Genomic DNA, 20,416 nt, shown 5'->3' with positions numbered 1-20,416 from the left:
TCTGGGTAACAGGGCGGCCAGCACGCTGCGTCTGGCATCCCTGCGGCGGTTGGCCAAGGTAGCCTGCGCTTTTAAAAGCCATTTCAATACGTTACGGGCGACGCGCATCATTTGCTCACCAAGATCGGATCGCGCCCTGTTTCATGCAGTGACTGCGAAGGAAATGGAATGATCGCAATCCACATGAAGTGGCCCCATCGTTCTGGACTGAAAGCGTTGCGGGGGCTGGATCCTATGTGCCCATCGTGGGAGAGTGCAGCGCGCTGGCAGCCGAATCCGCCAGACAGCGCGCAGCGTGCAGCAGACCGTCGATCTCGCAGGCACCCAATTGCTGATCAAGCTCGGCTTCGCTGGCGGTCAGCTGGGCGGCGTGCAGCAGGCGCAGCACGCTGGCCAGGCCGTGCAGGCAGCGGCTGGCGCTGGCCAGGTCGTTGCAGCGGCCTGCGTTCAATCCACGGTCCGCCCAGGGTGAGCCGTTGGCGCAGCGGTCCGGCTTCATTTCCTGCAGGTGGGCCAGCAGCGCCGGCTGAGGGGTTGGCGCGGCGGCCTCGGCCAGCTTGTCGGCGATGCGCTGGATGTGCGCCGGCGATAGCGTGTTGGCGGCGTCGCCGATCAGGGCGTGCAGGCGTGCGTTGGCGGACTGGCGTTCAAGCATGCAGGGATACCTCGCAGTGCGTGCGGGCCACCTGCCGGAATGCAAGGTGGCGGACGGTGCGGGTTGGCATACCGGAGAGTGTTGATGTAAAGGCAAGAACAGACCGGCGGGATCCCGGGATCCCCCACGCACCGCCCGCCGCAGACGCGGAAGTCAGTGCATTTTCCCCAATGCTTTGCATGCACTGGGCCCTTTACATCAAACGACTCTATCGGGATGCCAATCCCGGCTGGTGCGGTTGCAACCAGCCTGCACAGCGTGCGGGCGACTGGACGAAAGCGTCTATCAGGCAACCTGTAAAGAGTGCGGTAGCGCCGCGCCGTGCTCGACGGAATTCATCCGCCAAGGCCCGCTGCGCTCGCCGACCATGGGTCGGCGCTACCGGTTACCGGACGCCATGGCCGGGTAGAGCCGACTTCAGTCGGCTGGCGGGAAGCAGCCGACTGAAGTCGGCTCTACCCCGGGTTGGCGCCATGGTCGACGCCGCGGCTTGACGGCCAGCGGCCGTCACTACCGGATTATTCGGATTCCCACCACATCCAGAAGCTGTCCCACAGGCGCTTGAAGAAGCCAGCTTCTTCAACAGCAGCAATCGCCACCAGCGGCGCCTGCGCGACGACCTTGCCATCCAGGGTCACCTTCAGCGTGCCGATCTGCTGGCCGGCAGTGAACGGCGCCGTCAGGCTCTTGGGCACGTCGATGCTCGGCTTCAGGTCGTTGTAGCGACCACGCGGCAGGCTTACCAGCATCGGCTGGGCAACACCCAGCTGCACGTTGTCGACCTTGCCCTTCCACACCTTGTGCTCGGCCACGACCTTGCCGGGTTCATACAGGCGGTGGGTCTCGAAGAAGCGGAAGCCCCAGTTGAGCAGGGCCAGGCTGTCATCGGCACGCTGCTTTTCCGACGCGCCGCCCAGCACCACCGCGATCAGGCGCTGGTCACCGCGCTGCGCTGAACTCATCAAGCAGTAACCGGCCGCCGAGGTGTGGCCGGTCTTGATGCCATCCACCGTGCCGTCGCGCCACAGCAGGAGGTTGCGGTTGGGCTGCTTGATGTTGCCCACGGTGAATTCCTTCACCTTGTTGTAGGCATACGTTTCCGGGTAGTCGCGCACGAAAGCGCGGCCCAGCAGGGCCAGATCGTGAGCGGTGCTGTGATGACCTTCGGCGGTCAGGCCGTGCGCATTGACGAAGTGCGAGTTCTTCATGCCGATCTTGGCGGCATAGCTGTTCATCAGCGAGGCGAAGGCTTCTTCGCTGCCGGCCACGTGTTCGGCCAGGGCGATCGCGGCATCGTTGCCGGACTGGATGGCCATGCCCTTTTCCATGTCTTCCAGACGCGCCGTCTGGTTGACCGGGAAACCGCTGTAGCTGCCATCCGTGCCCGCGCCGCCTTCGCGCCAGGCGCGCTCGCTCATCATCACCTGATCGTCCGGCTTGACCTTGCCGTTCTTCACTTCGGCCGCGACGACATAGCTGGTCATCACCTTGGTGATGCTGGCCGGCGCCAACTGCGCGTCGACGTTCTCACCGGCGAGGATCTGGCCGGAGGCGTAATCCATCAGGATCCAGGCCTTGGACACGCTGGGCACCGGTGCGGGCGGCGTGGCGACGGTAGTCGGCGCAGTGGCCGCTGCCGGGGCAGCCGGCGTCGGCAGCGCGGTCTGGGCATGGGCCAGACCGACCACCAGGGTGGCGGCCAGCGCGGTGGCAGCGAAACGGAATTTCATGGGACTGCAGACTCCTGGAGCGGCCGGAATACGGCTGGATAGGCGAGATGGTGAACGCGAACGCCATTGTAGGCGGTCACGGCATGGGCGCGGCAGGCGGCGGTCGCCTGCCGCTGCCGATCATTCCTTGACGATCTGCGGTGCGCCGAAACCCAGACCGGCGATGCGGCCAGCGAGTTCCGTGGCATTGGCGTGATCGTTGGCGGGTACGCGCAGGCGCCAGAGCGTGCGGCCCCCGGCGGCAATGTCGCTGATGGTCGCGCCGACGATGCCGGCGGCGGTGAGCTGGCCCTGGGCGCGGGTGGCGTTGTCACGGCTGGCGAAACTGGCGACCTGCAGCAGAACGTTGCCCAGCACCTGCTGGGACAGCGTGGCGGTTGCGGTGGTCGGCTTGGTTCCGGGGGATGGGTCAGGTTGACGGGCGGCGGCCGCCACTGCCGCTGCGGGGGATTTGTCGGGTTGACGGCCGGCGACCGTCGCTACCGGGGTAGTCGGTTTGCCGGTGGCGACGCGCACGTTGTTGTCGCGCATCCAGCGGTCGAAATTGTCGGCCGATCCGGGCTTCGCACTGTCGGCAACGCGGTAGCGGTAGGCCTCCGGGCCGGTCGGCGGCTTGCCGGCGACGGCAGCGGTGCGCGGTGCGGGCGCCGCGATGGCGGCGGCGGCAACAGGGGCCGACGCCGGTGGCAGACGGTTGACCAGGCTGTCGATGGCCGACGGTGCTGCATCAGCGGCAGCGACCATCGTGGTGGCGCGACGCTCGGCACGGGTGGGCTTGGCGCTGGCCAACAGATTGCCCTCACCCGGCTGCAGCGCACTGACTTCCACATTGCCCGTGCCGCGCTGGGTGATGCCCAATCGCACGGCTGCGGCGTAACTCAGGTCGATCACCCGGCCGTCGTGGAACGGGCCGCGGTCGTTCACCCGCACGATCACCGACTCGCCGTTGTCCAGGTTCGTCACGCGCGCGAAGCTGGGCAGCGGCAACGTCTTGTGGGCAGCGGTGAACTGGTACATGTCATAGACCTCCCGGTTGGAGGTCAGGCGGCCATGGAACTTGGCACCATAGTAAGAAGCCGTGCCTTTTTCCGCATAGCCCTTGGTGCTGTCCATCACCTTGTACTGCTTGCCCAGCACTTCATACGGCGTCTTGTTGCCGATCGGCGAGCGCGCCAGATCCTGTACTTCCGGCTCAGGGATGCAGGCTACGTTGGGAATGTACGTCGGGGTGGTGTCTTTCACCCCCGGCTTGTACAGACCGCCGGCGGTGTAGTTTCCGCGCGTGGCCAGATCTTCCGCTGCCGCTGCATACGGCGAGCCATCAGGGCAGTGGGCCGGTCGGGTGCTGCCCTTGCCCTGCACGACGGTGCCGGGTGGCTTGCCCGGACCGATGGCGGTTCCGCCGGGTTTCTTGGGCGCGCTGCTGCATGCGGCCAGCGCAAGGATCAACGCTCCGGGGACCCACCATCTGATGTTCATGCCGGCGGCAACTCCTTTCCTGCGATGGCCTGCGACAGCTGGAATACCGCCATCGCGTACATTTTGGAGATGTTGTAACGGGTGATGGCGTAATAGTTCTGGAAGCCCAGCCAGTACTGCTTGCCGGTGCTGCCTTCAAGCGTGATCGGCGTGGCGGTCGCGCCCGGCTGCACCGCGCCGACCGGCTGATAACCGCGCGCGGCCAGATCCTGCAGCGACCAGGTGGGCTTCCACTCGGTCGGATTGAACTCTTCGCGGCCGGTGGCCAGCGTAGCCTGCACCGCTACCTGCCCGCCGCGCACCCAGCCGCCCTTCTTGACGAAGTAATTGGCGATGGACGAGAACACGTCGTCGTAGCTGTTGAACAGGTCACGGCGACCATCGCCGTTGCCGTCCACTGCGTAATCCAGATAGCTGGACGGCATGAACTGGCCCATGCCCATGGCACCGGCATAACTGCCTTTCAGCGTGGTGATGTCGAGCTTTTCATCACGCGCGAGAACAAACGCCTTGGCCAATTCGTCGCGGAAGAACAGTTCACGCCGCACCTCGCGTTCCAGCTTGGCGGGATCGCCGCTGCGCGGGTAATAGAAGGCCAGTGTGTAGAGCGCATCCAGCACCCGGTGGTTGCCGGTGTTGCCGCCATAGCTGGTTTCCACGCCGATGATGGCCACGATCACCTCGGCCGGCACGCCCGTGCGCTGCTGCACGCGCATCAGCTCATCCCGATGTTCGGCCAGGAATTTCTTTCCGCCGTCGATGCGTGCCTGGCTGATGAAGATCGGCCGGTACTCGTTCCACGGCTTGACCCGTTCTGCCGGACGCGACATCGCCGCGATGATCGGCGGACGCACCTGCGCCTGGTCGAGCACGCTGGCGATATAGGCAGGATCAAGTTTGTGCGCGGCAGCGGTATCGCGGATGAAATTGGCGCGCGCGACGTCGAACGGGACGGGCGTCAGGTCAACCGGCGGTGCGGTAGCCGCAGCGGCCTCGGGCGCGGCTTCTGCCGGTCCCTTGGTGTGTCCGCTGGCCGGTTCATGCGGCGCAACGGTGGCCTGCGAAGGCGATGGAGGACTCGACGGCTGAGTCGCGCAAGCGACCAGGCCGAGGGTGAGCATGCAGGCCAGAGTACGTCGGATCATCGCCGCAGGTTAGCAGGTCATGGATGAAATAAAACCCCTAAGACCATGAATAGCAAAGGATTGATTAAGTGAGTCAACCTTTGTAAATCCTGCGTGAAAAAAGCAGTGACAACAAACCGGTTGCGCCCCCATCCCCCTACGGGCGCAACCGGCCTGCCGGACCATGCGATTGGGCCGCCTGCATCTCCCCAGAGCAGGTGGCTAACGTGCGGTCTTGCTGCTCCTGTCCGCAGGTCGGCGGTAGATGAACGCGCCCTGCATGACAGGCCGCCATTGTGCAGCGGGTTTGCGACAAAACCATTGATCAAAATCAAAAATTCGTTAAGAAGTGTGATCGAAGGCACATTTGATGTGTGAAATCTTCACGACGTCTTGCTGGGTCGAGCCGACTTCAGTCGGCTGCGCTTAAGGCGTACGGTCAGGCAAGCCGACTGAAGTCGGCTCTACCGAGTGGGCGCCGACCGTGTGGGCACCTCCGCGCGTGGTGGGGCAAGCCGACTGAAGTCGGCTCTACCGCGCCAGCTCTACCGCGCCGGCTCTACCGGTAGCCGCCGTGGACCGGGTTGTGGCTGCGTACGGCCATCACCAGACCGAAGCCTGCCAGCAGGGATACCGCCGAGGTGCCGCCGTAGCTGATCAGAGGCATGGGTACGCCCACCACGGGCAACAGGCCGGAAATCATGCCGCCGTTGACCAGCACGTAGACGAAAAAGGCCAGGCCGGTGGCGCCGGCCAGCAGGCGCGAGTAGGAATCCCGCGACTGCCCGGCAATCCACAGGCAACGCCCGATCACCACCAGATACAGCGCCAGCACCAGCGCGACACCCATCCAGCCGAACTCTTCGCTCAGCACCGAAAATGCGAAGTCCGTCGTCTGCTCCGGGATGAAGTTCAGGTGCGACTGCGAGCCCTGGCCCCAGCCCTTGCCCTCCAGGCCGCCCGATCCAATGGCGATCTTCGACTGGATGATGTTCCAGCCCGCGCCCAGCGCATCCATCTCCGGGTCGAGGAACATCATGATGCGGTCCTTCTGGTACGGCATCAGCAGCCAGAACCAAGCGACGGGTGCGACCGCCGCGATGCCCCCCACGCCCAGCCCGACCCACCACCACGGCAGGCCGGCCAACAGCAGCACGAACACGCCGCTGGCGGCGATCAGCACAGCGGTGCCGAAGTCCGGCTGCAGCATCACCGCCGCCGTCGGCGCGCCGATGATCAGCAGGCTAACCAGCACCGTCGTGAAACGGGGCGGCAACGGCATGCGGTGCAGGTACCAGGCCACCATCATCGGCAGGCTGACTTTCAGCAGTTCGGCCGGTTGCAGGTAGAACAGCTTGAGGTCCAGCCATTGCCGGCCGTACTTGCCGGTACCGATCGCGAACACCGCCAGCAGCGGGATCATCGAAATGGCGTAGATCATCGGGGTCACCGAGCGGATGCGCAGGATCGGCACGCGTGATATGCCCCACATGGCCGCCAGGCCGACGGCGAAGCGTGCGCCCTGGGCGAAGACCAGCCCGTCGCCACCCGCGCTTTTCAGCGTGGCGAGACCGATCAGCATCAGTGCGCCTAGGGCGGCACACAGCATCCAGTCCAGCGTGCTGAAGAAGCGCACCAGCATGTCGCCGGCCCAGCGCAGGAAATCCTTCATCGGGCGGGCTCCGAGGGGGGGATCCGCCGAGCATGGCTCGGCGCTACCGGGGTGGCAGGCTCCGAGGGGGCTGCTCGCCGAGCATGGCTCGGCGTTACCGGGGTGGCGGGCTCCGAGGGGGGCGCCGCGCCATGCTCGGCGGGCACTGCCTGCGGGGACGGCAGACCGACCTGCACCGGCAGATCACCGGCCGCCAGCGCCGCGACTTCTCCGTTCGCGCGCGCGGCGTTGTCTTCGTTATCGAACACGGTACCGCCGAACGCCACGCTGCCACGCTCTACATCCAGCGGCAACACGCCCTCCGGCATCTTGCCCAGCAGCCACGCATCAAAGACCTTGCGCGCGATCGGGGCCGCCGCCGAGCCGCCGTAGCCGCCGCCTTCCACCGCCACGGCGATAGCGATCACCGGATTGTCGGCCGGCGCGAAGCCGACGAACAAGGAGCGATGGCGCAGGTGCAGCGGCAGGCTGCGCGGATCCACGGCGGCGGTGCCCTTGCGGCTGATCACCTGCGCGGTGCCGGTCTTGCCCGCCATCACATATGACGCGCCGGCCGCCATGCGCGCGCCACTGCCACCCGGCTGCATGGTGGCCATCATGCCTTCGCGCACGGCCTGCACGTTGTTCGGATTCGGGCTGATCGGTTTGGTTTCGCTGGGCGGCGTGATGGTCCAGTCACTATCGAATCCATCGCGCTGCTGCATCACCAGATGCGGCGTGCGCAGTTGGCCGCTGGCGATGCCGCTTACCCCGTGCGCCAGTTGCAGCGGCGTCACCTTCCAGTCGCCCTGGCCGATGCTGACGTTCACCGTGTCGCCGGGGTACCAGCGCTCTTTGCGCGATTTCATCTTGTACGCCGGCGACGGCAGGATGCCCCCGATCTCGCCGGTCAGGTCGATGCCGGTCGGTGCACCGAAACCGTAATAGCCCATGTAGTGGTCGAAGCGCTCGATACCGAGGTCCAGCGCCAAGCGGTAGTAGTACGTGTTGACCGACTGCGCGATGGACTTGCGCAGATCGGTCCAGCCATGGCCACCGCGGTTGGCGTCGCCCCAGCCGCGACTGGTGCCGGGCAGGTAGAACATGCCCGTCGACAGCACTTTGTCTTCCGGCCGGCGCACGCCAGCATCCAGCCCGGCCAGTGCGATCAACGGCTTCAGCGTGGAGCCCGGTGCCACACCGCCCAGCACCAGCCGGTTGAACTGCGGGCGTGAGGGATTGTCGTTGAGCGCGCGGAAGTCGGCGTGCGATATCCCGTTGACGAACAGATTGGCGTCATACGAAGGCAGGCTGACCATCGCCAGCACTTCGCCGGTACGCGGGTCCATCGCCACCGCCGCGCCTTCCTGCACGCCGAAGGCGGCCACCATGGCCCGTTGCAGGTCGGCATCGATGGACAGCCGCAGGTCGGTGCCCGACTGGGCGGCCACGCGGCCGACCGTACGGATCGCCCGCCCCTGCACATTGGTTTCCACCTGTTCGTAGCCGACCTTGCCGCGCAGCTGCTGTTCGTAATAACGCTCCAGCCCGGACTTGCCGATATGGGTCAGCGCGGCATTGCCCTCGCCGAGCATTTCCAGGTCTTTGTCATCCACCCGGCCCACGTAGCCGATCACATGCGCGAACAGGTCGCCAAAGGGATAGCGGCGGGTCAGGTAGGGCTCCAGCTCGACCCCGGGGAAGCGCCAGCGGTCCACCGCGAAGCGCGCCATTTCTTCTTCGCTGACGCGCAGCTTCAGGGTCACCGGCAGAAAGCTGCGACGCGCCTTGCGCGAACGGTTGAAGGCCTCGATTTCTTCCTCGCTCAGCGGGAAGATTTTCGCCAGCCCGGCCAGGGTGGCGTCCATGTCCTTGACCTTGTCCGGGGTAACGTCCAGACGGAACGCCGGCACGTTCTCGGCCAGCAGGCGGCCGTTGCGGTCGTAGATCATGCCGCGACCGGGCACCACCGGACGGGGCTTGATGCGATTGGCATCCGAGCGCGTGGTGTAGATCTCGTGGTCCAGCACCTGCAGCTTGAAGTACCACGCGCCCAGCCCGCCCAGGCACAGCACCACGGCCAAGAAACCGAGCACCGCGCGACGGCGGAACTGCTCGGCCTCGGCGTGCGGATTCTTGACCGCGCGGCGGGTGTTCATGTCAGCGCCCGCGCCGTCCGAAACGCACCGCGTCCAGCAGCACGAACACCAGCGGCCACAACGCCATGCCCAGCAACGGGGCCCACCAATAGGCCCACGGCAGGGTCGGCTCGCCGACCACGATGTGCACCACGGCGCTGACGATGCGGTCGTTGAACAGCAGGCCGCCGATGGCGAGGATCTGCTGCGACATCGGGAAGAACCGGATGCGCGCACGGAAGCGTTGCAGGATGAAAGCCAGGATCACCAGGCGCAGCGCCTGCTCGCCCAGCACGCCGCCATAGAGGAAATCGGCGACGACGCCGCTGGCGAAGGCCACGCCCAGTCCGACCCGTTCAGGCGCTTCAATGACCCAGTAAGCCAGCACCAGGGCCAGCCAGTAAGGGCGCAATGGCTGCAGGAACGGTGGCAACGGCAGCAAGCCCAGCATCAGGGCGGCGATCACGCTGACCGGCAGCACCCAGCGGTTATCACGCAGGCGGCTCACGGGCGTGTCTCCGTCGTGGGGGCGGTCGGTGGTGACGATGCGGTGCCTGGTAGTGAAGGCCGCTGGCCGTTAGCGTTCAGAGGTTGACGGCCAGCGGCCGTCACTACCGGGGGCGTCGGTGTCGGCGGGATGCGGATCGGCGAACCGGGCCGCAGCAGCAGCACGTCGCGGCCGCGATCCAGCGCGGCGGCCGGCTTCAGTTCGCCCACCAGGAAGGCATGGGTGTCGTCCGGGCGCAGCGCCGCGATGGTGCCGACCGGGAATCCCACCGGGAACCGGCCGCCCAGTCCAGAGGTAACGATCTCATCGCCCACTTCCACCCCGGCACTCAGCGGAATGTCACGCAGCTCCAGCGTGTCACCACGGCCATAGACGATCAGCCGCACGCCGTTGCGCGCCACCGTCACCGGCACCGCGTGGTCCGGGTCGGTCAGCAGCAGCACGGTGGAGGTGCTGCCGGTCACGCTGATCACCTGCCCCATCAGGCCGCCGGCATCGATCACCGCCTGACCTACGTGCACGCCCTCACGGGTGCCAGCCGCCAGTACCAGGCGCTGTTTCACCGGGTCCAGGTCGATATCCAGGATCGGCGCTAGCTGCACATCCAGCCCGCTGCGCTCGGCGACGTTCAACAGTTCGCGCAACTGCGCGTTGTCCAGCGCAGCGGTCTGCAGCCGGGTCAGCCGCGCATTCGCCACCAGCAGGCTGTTGCGCAGCTGCCGGTTCTCCGCCACCAGCTGGCCATGGCTGGCCGCATTGTCGCGCACCTGGTTGCCCAGCCGCCCGGGCAGGCCCGCCAGGTTCCACGCCGGCTGCACCAGCACATTGGCCTGCTCGCGCAGGCGCGCCAGCCAACCCGCCTGGTCGTCCAGCACGATCAGGGTGATCGCCAGCACCAGGTAGGTGAGCAGCCGCAGCGGGCTCGCGGCATCGCCGGAGCGGGAAGCAATGGGGGGTCCGGCGTAGGGCGGCACGATGCAGCTTCAGCAGAAAAGAATCGGGAAGGAAACACGACGGCGCCCCGCCGGTGCCGGTCTGCCATGCAGGCAGGCCGCACGCCGGAAGGGCGCGGCGCTCACGACAAGCCGGCCGGGCTTACTCCGGCGCAAAGAACTCGTTGCCGTGCATGTCCACCAGCTCCAGCGCGCGGCCGCCACCGCGGGCCACGCAGGTCAGCGGATCATCGGCCACCTGCACGTGCAGGCCGGTTTCTTCGGAGATCAGGCGATCCATGTCGCGCAGCAACGCGCCACCACCGGTGAGCACGATGCCGCGCTCGGCGACGTCGGCGCACAGCTCCGGCGGCGTCTGCTCCAGCGCCAGCTTGACCGCGCTGACGATGCCCGACAGCGGCTCGTGCAGCGCTTCAAGCACCTCGTTGGAGGTGATCTTGATCATCTTCGGAACGCCCTCGGCGAGGTTGCGGCCGGAGATTTCCATCTCGATCACTTCCGCCTGCGGGTAGGCGCAGCCCAGCTCCACCTTGATGCGCTCGGCGGTGGCTTCACCGATCAGCATGCCGTGGTTACGGCGCACGTAATTGGTGATGGACTCATCGAAGCGGTCGCCGCCGATACGGACCGAGGCCGAATAGACGATGCCGTTCAGCGAGATCACGGCGACTTCGGTGGTGCCGCCGCCGATGTCGATGACCATCGAACCCCGCGCTTCGGTCACCGGCATGCCGGCGCCGATCGCGGCCGCCATCGGCTCTTCGATCAGGAACACATCACGCGCACCGGCCTCTTCGGCCGATTCTTTGATGGCGCGACGCTCCACCTGGGTGGAGCCGGCCGGCACGCACACCAGCACGCGCGGGCTCGGGCGCAGGAAGCGCGACTTGTGCACCTTCTTGATGAAGTGCTTGAGCATCGCCTCGGTGTAGGTGAAATCGGCGATGACGCCGTCCTTCATCGGGCGGATGGTGGTGATGTGGCCCGGCGTACGGCCCAGCATCTGCTTGGCCTCGGTGCCCACTGCGGCCACCGAACGGGTGCCTCCGATGGCACGGTCCTGGCGCACGGCGACCACGGACGGCTCGTTCAGCACGATTCCCTGCCCGCGCACGTAGATGAGGGTATTGGCCGTGCCCAGATCGATGGACAGGTCATTGGAGAACATGCCGCGGAGTTTCTTGAACATCGAGGAAGTGATCCTGAGGAGGTGCGCTGCCTCTGCCTGGAGTGGCGGAATATGGGCAGAAATCGAGACGTGCAAGCCTAGCAACCCGCCCCCCTGCGAGCAAGGACATATCAAGCTGAACCCGCGTATTCAGAGGCTTTCGGCTGGATTGGTACAGGTTTGGCGACCATCGTACTCCTCGCCGCTGCCGCGTGGTGCCACAGCGGACGACAGCGCGCCCCGCACCGTCCGGCGCTACCCTTACGCGGCTGCAGCCGGTAACCTTTGCGCCGTCGGGCGCCCACGGGCGCCGTTTGCCTGCCCGCCCTGCGGCACGCACTCCACCCATTCCCGCATAGGCTTACATCGATGTCCGCTTTGATCTGTGGTTCTCTTGCCTTCGACACCATCATGGTGTTCCCGGACCAGTTCAAGAATCACATCCTGCCGGACAAGGTGCACATCCTGAATGTGTCGTTCCTGGTGCCGCGCATGCGCCGCGAGTTCGGCGGCTGCGCCGGCAACATCGCCTACAACCTGCACCTGCTGGGCGGCGACCCGATCCCGATGGGCACGGTCGGCACCGATTTCGGCCCCTATCGTGAACATTTCGATGCACTGGGCATCGACCTGTCCCGGGTACGCGTGATCGACGAGCTGTTCACCCCCCAGGCCTTCATCACCACCGACCACGACAACAACCAGATCACCGCCTTCCATCCCGGCGCGATGATGCGTTCGTATGAGAACCACGTGCGCGACGTGCCGGGCGTCAGCCTGGGCCTGGTCGGCCCGGATGGCCGCGAAGGCATGATCCAGAACGCGTTGGAGTTCCACGAAGATGGCGTGCCCTTCATCTTCGATCCCGGCCAGGCCATGCCGCTGTTCAACGGTCCGGAGCTGCGCACGTTCATCGAGCAGGCGGATTACGTGGTGGTCAACGATTACGAGTCGAACCTGCTGCAGGAACGCACCGGCTGGGACGAGAAGGAAATCGTCAGCCGCGTACAGGCCTATATCACCACGCGCGGCCCCAAGGGTGCGGTCATCCACACCCCTGAAAAGAGCTACGACATCCCGCCGGCGCACGAACGCCGCGTAGTGGACCCGACCGGTTGCGGCGACGCCTTCCGTGCCGGCCTGATCTACGGCATCCAGAAGGGTTTCGACTGGCTGACCATCGGCCGCATGGGCAACCTGATGGGCGCGCTGAAGGTGGAGCACCCGGGCACGCAGAACCAGCGTTTCACCTTCGACGAGTTCAACGAGCAGTTCAAGCAGCAGTTCGGTTACGCACTGAACGTCTGACGCCGAGGGACGCTGCGCCGCATTCGCCTGGTAGCGCCGAGCCATGCTCGGCGAGCGCAGCGGCAGCCCCACCACCGTTCCCCAGGTAGAGCCGACTTCAGTCGGCTACCAGCAATCACGAACCCCCAAGGTAGAGCCGACTTCAGTCGGCTGACAGCAATCGCGAACCGCAGCCGACTGAAGTCGGCTCTACCTCACCGCCACGCCGACTGCAGCGCCGCGCAGTCCGCGAAACGCCAGTCTGCCATCCCAGGCCATGGGTCACCCGGTGTATTGACCAGCACCGTCTGCGTGCCCGCAGCACGTCCCGCCGCCAGGTCCATGCGGTGATCCCCCACCATCGCCACCTGTGCCGCTTCGACACCCCAGCGCTGCAGGTGATACACGATGCCGGCCGGCGACGGCTTGGGGTCGGCCTCATCGCGACCGATGATGTGATCATCGGCGAACAGATCGGCCACCCCGATCGCTTCCAATGTCAGCTTGGCCACCGCATGATCATTCCGGGTCAGGATGCCAAGCTCGCAGCCACGCCCATGCAGCGCGCGCAGTAACGCCACCGCGCCGATGGCCGCCTGCGCGCCCAGCGCCAGCTCACGCTCATGATCGAAAAGCCAGGCGCGCTTGGCCCGCTCATCCTCGTCGGGCAGTGCAACCAGATGCTCGATGATGTCTTCATGCGCGGCTATGTCCAGCGCGCGCTTGATGGCGGCGAAATCGTGCACGGCCACGGTCAGCGTGCCGTCCAGGTCGAATATCCAATGACGCACGCCCGAAAGAACGGCATAGCTGGCCGGCGGCATCGGCTGCATCATTTCCACGGCATCTGGCTCGCATCCAGGCCGCCGGTTTCAAAGACGGCCGTGCGCGTACCACCGGCCTTCACCGGGAACTCGATGCTGATTGCCTTGGCCTGACGCGCCAGCTTCCACAGCGCGGCGTTGTCGGTGATGAACATGGCGATTGCCTCATCGGTGTCCGGACGCCATGCGGCCATCGCGCGCGGGGTTCCACCGTCCACGCTGACCTGCACCTTGCAGCCGCCGGGGCAACGGAAATCACCGGCCTGCAGCACCAGGTACGCGTGCCGCTTCCACTCCGGATGATCGCGGAAGACCAACTGCACCGGCTTGGGGCCACTTCCGTCGACGTCGACGCGCTCCTTGCCGTAGATCGATGCGGACCGCTGCGTTCCCTTGGTGCCAACGGGAATCTGGTTGTACTGCCACAGCGCCTGCATCCGGCGCAGGTCGCGCGCTTCGTCGGCCTTGGCCTTCACGTCAGCGAATCCCGCTTCGATGCGAGCAGCCGCGGCCGTTCCTTTGTAGACATCCAGCAATGACCCGCCGTGGATGCGTGCCCGCTCCCATTCCTGCGCTGCCACGGCGGTGTCGTACTGCTTGGCGACCTCGTCGGCCTTGGTTTCCTTCTGCGCCTGGGCGGCGGCGGCCGCCGCCTGCTGCGCCTGGCGCTCGGCCTCCGGGTCGCTACAGGCGACCAGCGCCAGCGCGCAGGTGGCAACGAGAATCAGGTGTTTCATGCAGGCTCCGCGTGTGGTCGTTGAACCCCTACTGTAGAGCCGACTTCAGTCGGCTGCATCTCCTGCCGTGGTAGAGCCGACTTCAGTCGGCTGCAGGCAAGCCGACTGAAGTCGGCTCTACCGGTCGAACGATCCACCGATCCACCGTCGAACGATCCACCGTCCACCCGTCCAGCGATCCACCATCCAACGATCCCCCTGGCCACCTACCCGTTCCCTGCCGCGTTACCGCACTTGCCGCCACCACTGGGTGGATGGCGCCGGTGCACCGATATCCAACCGCTCGCCCATCTGCGGTGCCGTCAGCACCACGCCCTGTTCCTGCGCCAACGCGGTGATGCGCTCGAAGGGTTCCGTCCACGGATGCAGCGCCAGGTCGAAGGTGCCGTTGTGGATCGGCATCATCACCTTGCCGCGGACATCCAGATGCGCCTGCAGGCTCTGTTCGGGCTGCATGTGCACGTCGGCCCAGTCGGCGTCGTAAGCGCCGGTCTCGACGAGCGTCAGGTCGAACGGACCGTACCGCTCGCCGATCTGGGCGAAGCCGTCGAAGTAGCCGCTGTCACCACTGAAGAAAATGCGCTTGCGTCCACTGTCGATCACCCACGACGCCCACAACGTGCGGTTGCCATCGGACACGCCACGACCGGAGAAATGCTGTGCCGGCGTGGCAGCGATCTTCAGACCGTGCACCTGCGTCTCCTGCCACCAGTCCAGCTGCTGGATCTTGTCGGCGGGCACGCCCCACGCCCGCAATCGATCCCCCACACCCAGCGCGGTGATGAAGTGGTCGACCTTCGGCGCCAGCGCACGGATGGCATCGTGGTCCAGGTGGTCGTAGTGGTCATGGGAAATGATCACGCCGGTCAGCGGCGGCAGCGCTTCAATATCAAGCGGTGGCGCATGGAAGCGCTTGGGCCCCATGAACGACATCGGCGAGGCGCGCTCTGAAAAAACCGGGTCGGTCAGCCAGAAATGACCATCCAGCTTCATCAGCACGGTGGAGTGTCCCAGCCTCCACAGACTGTCGTCCGGCGCGTCCAGCAGGTCCTGGCGGGTCAACGCATGCACCGGAATCGGCGCGGGCGGGGTGGCATCCTTGGGCTTGTCCACCATGAAGCGCCAGAGCACCCCCAAGGTGCCGACAAATCCCAGCGACGACTTGCCCGCAGGATTGTGGAAGCGTCCATCCTGGTACTGGGGAGATTCTTCGTAGGAAGCGGCAGGACGCGCGCCGCAGGTCAGCAGGCCAAGTGTCATGGCGATCAGTACCGTAGAAAGGAGGAGGAAGCGCGGCAGGCGACGGGTCATTCGGGCTTGCCCTGAAAAGTACACCGAAGAGTCTACTTCTATTTCGTTGGAAGTAAACTGAACGGTGTAAAATATCGGTATGAGTGCCGATACCCGCCCTACCCGCCTGACCGACCGCAAGCGCGCCGCCATCCTCGCGGCAGCGGTGACGGAGTTCCGCAGCTTCGGTTTCGCGGCCACCAGCATGGACCGGATCGCTGCCACGGCAGAGGTGTCCAAGCGAACGGTCTACAACCACTTCGCCAGCAAGGACGAGCTGTTCACGGCCATCCTGTTGCAGCTGTGGGAGGCCAGCCAAGATCTGGATGCGCCGGACTACGCGCCGGCCCAGCCGCTTCGTCCGCAACTGCTGGGATTCGCCGCAAGGAAGATGCGGCTGATGGCCGATGAGAGTTTCATCGACCTGTCGCGGGTGGCGATCGCCGAACTGGTGCATGCCCCGGAGCGCGCGCGGGCGATGATGGAGCGGCTGGCGGAGAAAGAAGAAGGGCTGACGGCCTGGATGCGGGCGGCACAAGCAGATGGTCGGCTGCGCACACTGCCCTCACCGGCTGAAGCCGCGCATCAGCTGCAAGGCATGCTGAAGGCGTTTGCGTTCTGGCCGCAGGTGGCAATGGGGCAGGCGCCGCTGGCACCGGAAGCGCAGCAGCGATTGATGGAAGAGTGCGTGGACATGTTCCTGGCGCTGAACGCACGGGAACATACGCCGGTCTAGCCCCGAGCGGCGCAGGAGGTTGGTTGGCATTGGTAGAGCCGACTTCAGTCGGCTGGCGGCGGGAAGCCGACTGAAGTCGGCTCTACCAAGCAGCAACAGCGACAGCGACAGCGACAGCAACGGCAGCAGCGACCGCAACGGCAATCAAGAAGGCGAAGGCAGCGGCAGCCGCGATGGCAACATCAACCGCGCCCGCCCCAGCAAGAGCGGGTGCCGACCGACGTCGGCACCCGCTTTCGGTGTTACTGGGCTTCGGCCTTGGACAACATGTCCTGCACCGAGCCGGTGGTGATCGGGTGGTAGCCCGGCTTGGCCTTTTCAAAGGCAGCCTTGGCAATCTCCAGACCTTCCGGCGTCTTCACCAGTTCGGCGTAGATTGGCATGATCAGCTTGCGACGGCCCACCCGCTCGATGAACTCGGCGGCGGCCGGGGTCGCCTCGGCGTAGCCACTGCGGATCGCCAGCGGGTACCAGCGCATGGCGATCTCACCGTTCGGCGTACCGGTGAACTTGAACGCACGGTCCAGCGCGGTGAGCTTGTCCAGCGGCTGCTTCGCGCCCAGCCCGTCGATGAAACGCACCCATTCCTGCGTGCTCCATTCAGCGGTCAGCTGGTTGGTGGGCAGCTTGCCGGTACCTTCCCACGCAATGCGCGCGGTATCGACATTGCTGAAGTTGCGCGACTGCGCCTTGGCCGCGAATGCCGGGACGCCCGGCTCGTCGAGCCATGCCTTCAGTTCGGCATCCGTCACGGCGCCGGGCTTCTTGTCGAGCAGGTTCTTCTTCAGATAGTCGACGAACTGATCGGTGTTCGCGCTCTGGAAGGCATGGTCGTTGAACCAGCCACGCAGGAAGGGATCGAACACCTCGCGGCCGAAGCGCTGTTCCAGGAACTCCAGGAACCAGGACCCCTTTACATAGGCAACCTGGCTCAGCGCCTCGTCCGGGTCACGTTCGTTCAGCGGAGGCAGGGCCAGCGCCTGGTCGGCCGGGCTCATGTCCTTCACCTCGGCCAACAGGTCGGTCTGGTCGATCTGCCGCTCCATCTCGGCCATTTCCTTGCCATACAGCGCTTCGGTAATGCGACCCTGCACGTAGGTGGTGAAGCCTTCGTTGAGCCAGATGTCCTTCCAGCTGGCGTTGGTCACCAGGTTGCCCGACCAGCTGTGTGCCAGTTCATGGGCGACCAGCGAGACCAGCGACTTGTCGCCCACGATCACGGTCGGGGTGGCGAAGGTCAGGCGCGGGTTTTCCATGCCGCCGAACGGGAACGACGGCGGCAGCACCAGCATGTCGTAGCGGCCCCAGCGGTACTCGCCGTACAGCTTTTCGGCGGCGCCGATCATTTTCTCGGTGTCCTCGAACTCCTTCGCTGCCTTGCCGACCATGGTCGGTTCGGCCCACACGCCGGAGCGGCCGGAAATCGGCTCGAACACCAGGTCACCCGCAGCGATCGCCAGCAGGTAGGACGGAATCGGCTGCGGCATCTTGAAGGTGTAATCACCGTCACGCGCGGCCTTGGGGTCGTTGTCGGCGCTCATCAGCACCATCACGTCCGGGCGCGAGACCACGTGCGCGCTGTAGGTGAAGCGAACGCTCGGCGTGTCCTGCAGCGGCACCCACGAACGCGCGTGGATCGCCTGCGACTGGCTGAACATGAAAGGCAGCTTCTTGCCTTCGGTCATCGACGGCGCCAGCCACTGCAGGCCCGAAGCAGTCGGTGCGGTGTGGTAGCTGATTTCGACCTTGGTCGGCTGCGTGGGGGTTTCGATGGTCAGCTTGCTGCCGAACACCTTGTCCACGGGCGCCAACACGAACGGCAGCGGGCTGCGCGCGCCATCGGCCGCGATGGCCTCGACCTTGGCGACGGCCAGCTCACGCGTGTCCAGCACCAGCTGCTTGGCGTCCTTGTTCTTCCACTCCAGCGTGTAGGTCGCGGTGCCACCGATCTGCTTGCTGTCGAAATCCAGCTTCAGGTCGAGGGCGATGTCCTTGATGACGACCTTGTCCGGCTCGGCATACGAGCTTTCGTCGTGACTGCGGTTTTCAGCGTTCACGGGGGCAGCCGGCGCGCTCTGCGCGGGGGGAGTGGCGACCGGCGCGGCGGTCTCCTGGGAGCAGCCGGCGGCGAGGGCCACGGCCAGCGGAAGGAGCAGGAACGGGGTACGCATGCATCGAGACCGTTTCAGGGGTAAAGGCTGATTTTACCCCTGTTGGACCCGCGGTAGTGACGGCCGCTGGCCGTCAGTGTCCACCGTTTGACGGCCAGCGGCCGTCACTACCGGATTACAGCTTGTAGCCGGAATGGATCGAGACGATGCCGGCCGACAGGTTCTTGTAGTGGCAGCGTTCGAATCCGGCCTCACTCATCATCGCCTTCAGCGCATCCTGCGGCGGGTGCTTGCGGATACTTTCGGCCAGGTACTGATAGCTGTCCGAGTCGCGCGCGAACAGACGGCCCAGCTTCGGCAGCACCTTGAACGAGTGGAAGTCGTAGATCGGCTTGAACCAGTCCAGTGTGACCTCGGAAAATTCCAGCACGCGTGCCTGCCCGCCCACTTTCAGCACGCGATGCATCTCGCGCAGCGCCGCATCTTTATCGGTCACGTTGCGCAGCCCGAACGCGATGGTTACCAGGTCGAAGCTGGCATCCGGGAACGGCAGCGCTTCTGCATTGCACTGCACGTAGTCCAACCCGGCCACCAGGCCGCGGTTGGTCAAGCGATCACGGCCCACCGACAGCATGCCGGCGTTGATGTCGCCCACCACGACCGCACCGTCGGTGCCGACCCGCTCCTTCAGCAGCGCGGCAATGTCACCGGTACCGCCGGCCAGATCCAGCACGCGGTCACCCGGCTTCACCTGCGCGGTGGCCACGTAGTAGCGCTTCCACACCCGATGCACACCCAGGCTCATCAGGTCGTTCATCAGGTCGTAGTTGCGCGCGACCGAGGTGAAGACCTGGCCGACCAGCTTCTGCTTGTCCTTTGCATCGACATCGCGGAAGCCGAAATGGGTAGTTCCGGACTTGTAGGGGGATTCGCTCATGGATGGATTATCGCACCGCGCGGAGCCGGCGGCACCCCCTGCCCGTATCATGACCCTCTGAATTCACGGAGACCCCCATGATCACCACGCCCGACTACCACGCCCTGCTGCAGACCGCCCTCGCCGAAGCCCGCCAGGGCATGGCCGAAGGTGGCGTGCCGATCGGCGCGGCGCTTTATCACAATGACGGTCGGCTGCTGGGCTGTGGCCACAACCGCCGGGTGCAGGAAGGCGACCCCTCCGTGCACGGCGAGACCGATGCGTTCCGCAAGGCCGGCCGCCAGCGCGGCTACAAGAACACGATCATGGTCACCACCCTGGCCCCCTGCTGGTACTGCAGCGGGCTGGTCCGCCAGTTCAACATCGGCACCGTCGTAGTGGGCGAGTCGCGCACTTTCCAGGGCGGCATCGACTGGCTGCGCGAGAGCGGCGTCAACGTGATCGACCTGGACAGCCAGGAGTGTGTCGATCTGCTGGGCGCATTCATCGAACGTCATCCGGAGATCTGGGACGAAGACATCGGCGAGTAAGCGGGACTCGCTGAATATTTCAGCCTTGGCATGTCAACAACGACCTTGGAACGCCGATTGCACGCAGCAATGACGCTGCGTGCACTGGCCGATAGCGATGATCGGGACTCCCCCACCCCCACATCATCAGAAGAAGTAACAGCCATGCGCGCAGATGTACCCAATGTCCCTCCGGTCATCGACGTGGAGGCAGAGCTGAACCACTGGCGCCAGCGACACGCCGAAGGCGCCATGGGCCCGGGCTCTTTCGGCCATTTTGTCCCGTGGATCAAGTTTGCCTGTGACTCGCTGATCACCCACCCCCGCGCCACCAACGAGCAGCGCGAGGATGCGTTCCAGACCCAGTACGCCCTGCAGATCATGCCGCGGCTGACCGAAGCCCAGGCCCGCGCCTTCATTGAACAGGTATGGGACCACGTCTATGTGGCCAGCATGGTCCGCACTGACGATCGCCCGCGCCTGATCGCCTGATCAGCGCGCTCAAGCGGCGGCCGGCGGTCATCTGAAACGGCCACCGAGGGGGCGATGGCCGTTCATCCGGACGAGCGATCAGCGCGC

General features: G+C 65.5%; 18 protein-coding genes. 4 read left to right on the top strand and 14 right to left on the bottom strand.

All coding sequences use genetic code 11. The features are described 5' to 3' along the window. Window positions 1-232: 232 nt before the first annotated feature. The 9 genes from ABRP17_RS11800 to ABRP17_RS11760 all read right to left on the bottom strand — a co-directional run bounded on the left by ABRP17_RS11800 (window position 233) and on the right by ABRP17_RS11760 (window position 11,427). Window positions 233-655 carry a hypothetical protein gene (locus tag ABRP17_RS11800; RefSeq protein WP_349985533.1) on the bottom strand — a complete coding sequence of 141 codons (423 nt, stop codon included), beginning with the start codon at window positions 653-655 and terminating at the stop codon, window positions 233-235. Window positions 656-1,173: 518 nt separating this feature from the next. Next, window positions 1,174-2,385 (bottom strand): D-alanyl-D-alanine carboxypeptidase family protein, encoded by a 1,212-nt coding sequence (locus ABRP17_RS11795; RefSeq protein WP_188326150.1) that lies wholly within the window; start codon window positions 2,383-2,385, stop codon window positions 1,174-1,176. Between the two features lie 120 nt (window positions 2,386-2,505). Beyond that, window positions 2,506-3,864, bottom strand: coding sequence for a septal ring lytic transglycosylase RlpA family protein (locus ABRP17_RS11790; RefSeq protein ID WP_349985534.1), 1,359 nt, complete (start codon window positions 3,862-3,864; stop codon window positions 2,506-2,508). Continuing rightward, on the bottom strand, window positions 3,861-5,009 hold the full coding sequence (gene mltB / locus ABRP17_RS11785) for a lytic murein transglycosylase B (protein WP_349985535.1): 1,149 nt from the start codon (window positions 5,007-5,009) through the stop codon (window positions 3,861-3,863). The genes ABRP17_RS11790 and mltB overlap by 4 nt, the downstream gene beginning before the upstream one ends. A 538-nt stretch (window positions 5,010-5,547) precedes the next feature. After that, complete coding sequence (gene rodA / locus ABRP17_RS11780) at window positions 5,548-6,660, bottom strand: rod shape-determining protein RodA (protein WP_188326147.1); 1,113 nt, start codon at window positions 6,658-6,660, stop codon at window positions 5,548-5,550. Continuing rightward, the gene (gene mrdA / locus ABRP17_RS11775; RefSeq protein WP_349985536.1) at window positions 6,657-8,798 is read right to left on the bottom strand and encodes a penicillin-binding protein 2; all 2,142 of its coding nucleotides are present in this window, start codon (window positions 8,796-8,798) and stop codon (window positions 6,657-6,659) included. Before mrdA ends, rodA begins: the two co-directional genes overlap by 4 nt. Window position 8,799: 1 nt before the next feature. Beyond that, window positions 8,800-9,285 carry a rod shape-determining protein MreD gene (gene mreD / locus ABRP17_RS11770; protein ID WP_188326145.1) on the bottom strand — a complete coding sequence of 162 codons (486 nt, stop codon included), beginning with the start codon at window positions 9,283-9,285 and terminating at the stop codon, window positions 8,800-8,802. Further along, window positions 9,282-10,259: a rod shape-determining protein MreC gene (gene mreC, locus ABRP17_RS11765; RefSeq protein ID WP_349985537.1), complete on the bottom strand. Its 978-nt coding sequence runs from the start codon at window positions 10,257-10,259 to the stop codon at window positions 9,282-9,284. Before mreC ends, mreD begins: the two co-directional genes overlap by 4 nt. A gap of 121 nt (window positions 10,260-10,380) precedes the next feature. Next, entirely contained in the window at window positions 10,381-11,427 is a 1,047-nt protein-coding gene (locus ABRP17_RS11760) for a rod shape-determining protein (RefSeq protein WP_188326144.1), read from the bottom strand. 348 nt (window positions 11,428-11,775) lie between these two features. On the opposite strand from ABRP17_RS11760, the gene ABRP17_RS11755 reads away from it, so the two are divergent. Continuing rightward, window positions 11,776-12,714: a carbohydrate kinase family protein gene (locus ABRP17_RS11755; RefSeq protein WP_192081238.1), complete on the top strand. Its 939-nt coding sequence runs from the start codon at window positions 11,776-11,778 to the stop codon at window positions 12,712-12,714. 194 nt (window positions 12,715-12,908) lie between these two features. Here ABRP17_RS11755 and ABRP17_RS11750 read toward each other — a convergent pair whose 3' ends face one another. From ABRP17_RS11750 to ABRP17_RS11740, 3 genes are all read right to left on the bottom strand, one after another. Beyond that, a complete protein-coding gene (locus ABRP17_RS11750) occupies window positions 12,909-13,529 on the bottom strand; it encodes an HAD family hydrolase (RefSeq protein WP_223202977.1) in 621 nt (206 codons plus the stop codon). Further along, window positions 13,526-14,254 carry a hypothetical protein gene (locus ABRP17_RS11745; RefSeq protein ID WP_188326142.1) on the bottom strand — a complete coding sequence of 243 codons (729 nt, stop codon included), beginning with the start codon at window positions 14,252-14,254 and terminating at the stop codon, window positions 13,526-13,528. Before ABRP17_RS11745 ends, ABRP17_RS11750 begins: the two co-directional genes overlap by 4 nt. Window positions 14,255-14,479: 225 nt before the next feature. Further along, on the bottom strand, window positions 14,480-15,565 hold the full coding sequence (locus tag ABRP17_RS11740) for an MBL fold metallo-hydrolase (RefSeq protein ID WP_372486757.1): 1,086 nt from the start codon (window positions 15,563-15,565) through the stop codon (window positions 14,480-14,482). 79 nt (window positions 15,566-15,644) lie between these two features. Here ABRP17_RS11740 and ABRP17_RS11735 point away from each other — a divergent pair, with 79 nt between their 5' ends. Then, complete coding sequence (locus ABRP17_RS11735; RefSeq protein ID WP_349985538.1) at window positions 15,645-16,280, top strand: TetR/AcrR family transcriptional regulator; 636 nt, start codon at window positions 15,645-15,647, stop codon at window positions 16,278-16,280. Between the two features lie 242 nt (window positions 16,281-16,522). Here the strand turns inward: ABRP17_RS11735 and ABRP17_RS11730 are convergent, their stop codons facing one another. Next, the gene (locus tag ABRP17_RS11730; protein ID WP_349985539.1) at window positions 16,523-18,451 is read right to left on the bottom strand and encodes a M1 family metallopeptidase; all 1,929 of its coding nucleotides are present in this window, start codon (window positions 18,449-18,451) and stop codon (window positions 16,523-16,525) included. Between the two features lie 115 nt (window positions 18,452-18,566). After that, complete coding sequence (ubiE, locus tag ABRP17_RS11725; RefSeq protein WP_188326138.1) at window positions 18,567-19,328, bottom strand: bifunctional demethylmenaquinone methyltransferase/2-methoxy-6-polyprenyl-1,4-benzoquinol methylase UbiE; 762 nt, start codon at window positions 19,326-19,328, stop codon at window positions 18,567-18,569. Window positions 19,329-19,405: 77 nt separating this feature from the next. On the opposite strand from ubiE, the gene ABRP17_RS11720 reads away from it, so the two are divergent. Both ABRP17_RS11720 and ABRP17_RS11715 read left to right on the top strand, forming a co-directional pair. Further along, a complete protein-coding gene (locus ABRP17_RS11720) occupies window positions 19,406-19,858 on the top strand; it encodes a nucleoside deaminase (protein ID WP_188326137.1) in 453 nt (150 codons plus the stop codon). Window positions 19,859-20,002: 144 nt separating this feature from the next. Then, complete coding sequence (locus tag ABRP17_RS11715) at window positions 20,003-20,329, top strand: hypothetical protein (RefSeq protein ID WP_188327183.1); 327 nt, start codon at window positions 20,003-20,005, stop codon at window positions 20,327-20,329. The last annotated feature ends 87 nt before the right edge of the window (window positions 20,330-20,416 follow it).

Source organism: Stenotrophomonas sp. WHRI 8082 (assembly GCF_040223995.2).
GTDB lineage: Bacteria > Pseudomonadota > Gammaproteobacteria > Xanthomonadales > Xanthomonadaceae > Stenotrophomonas.
The sequence above is the reverse complement of the archived record's forward strand: the minus strand, read 5'-3'. Positions and strand labels throughout refer to the sequence as shown.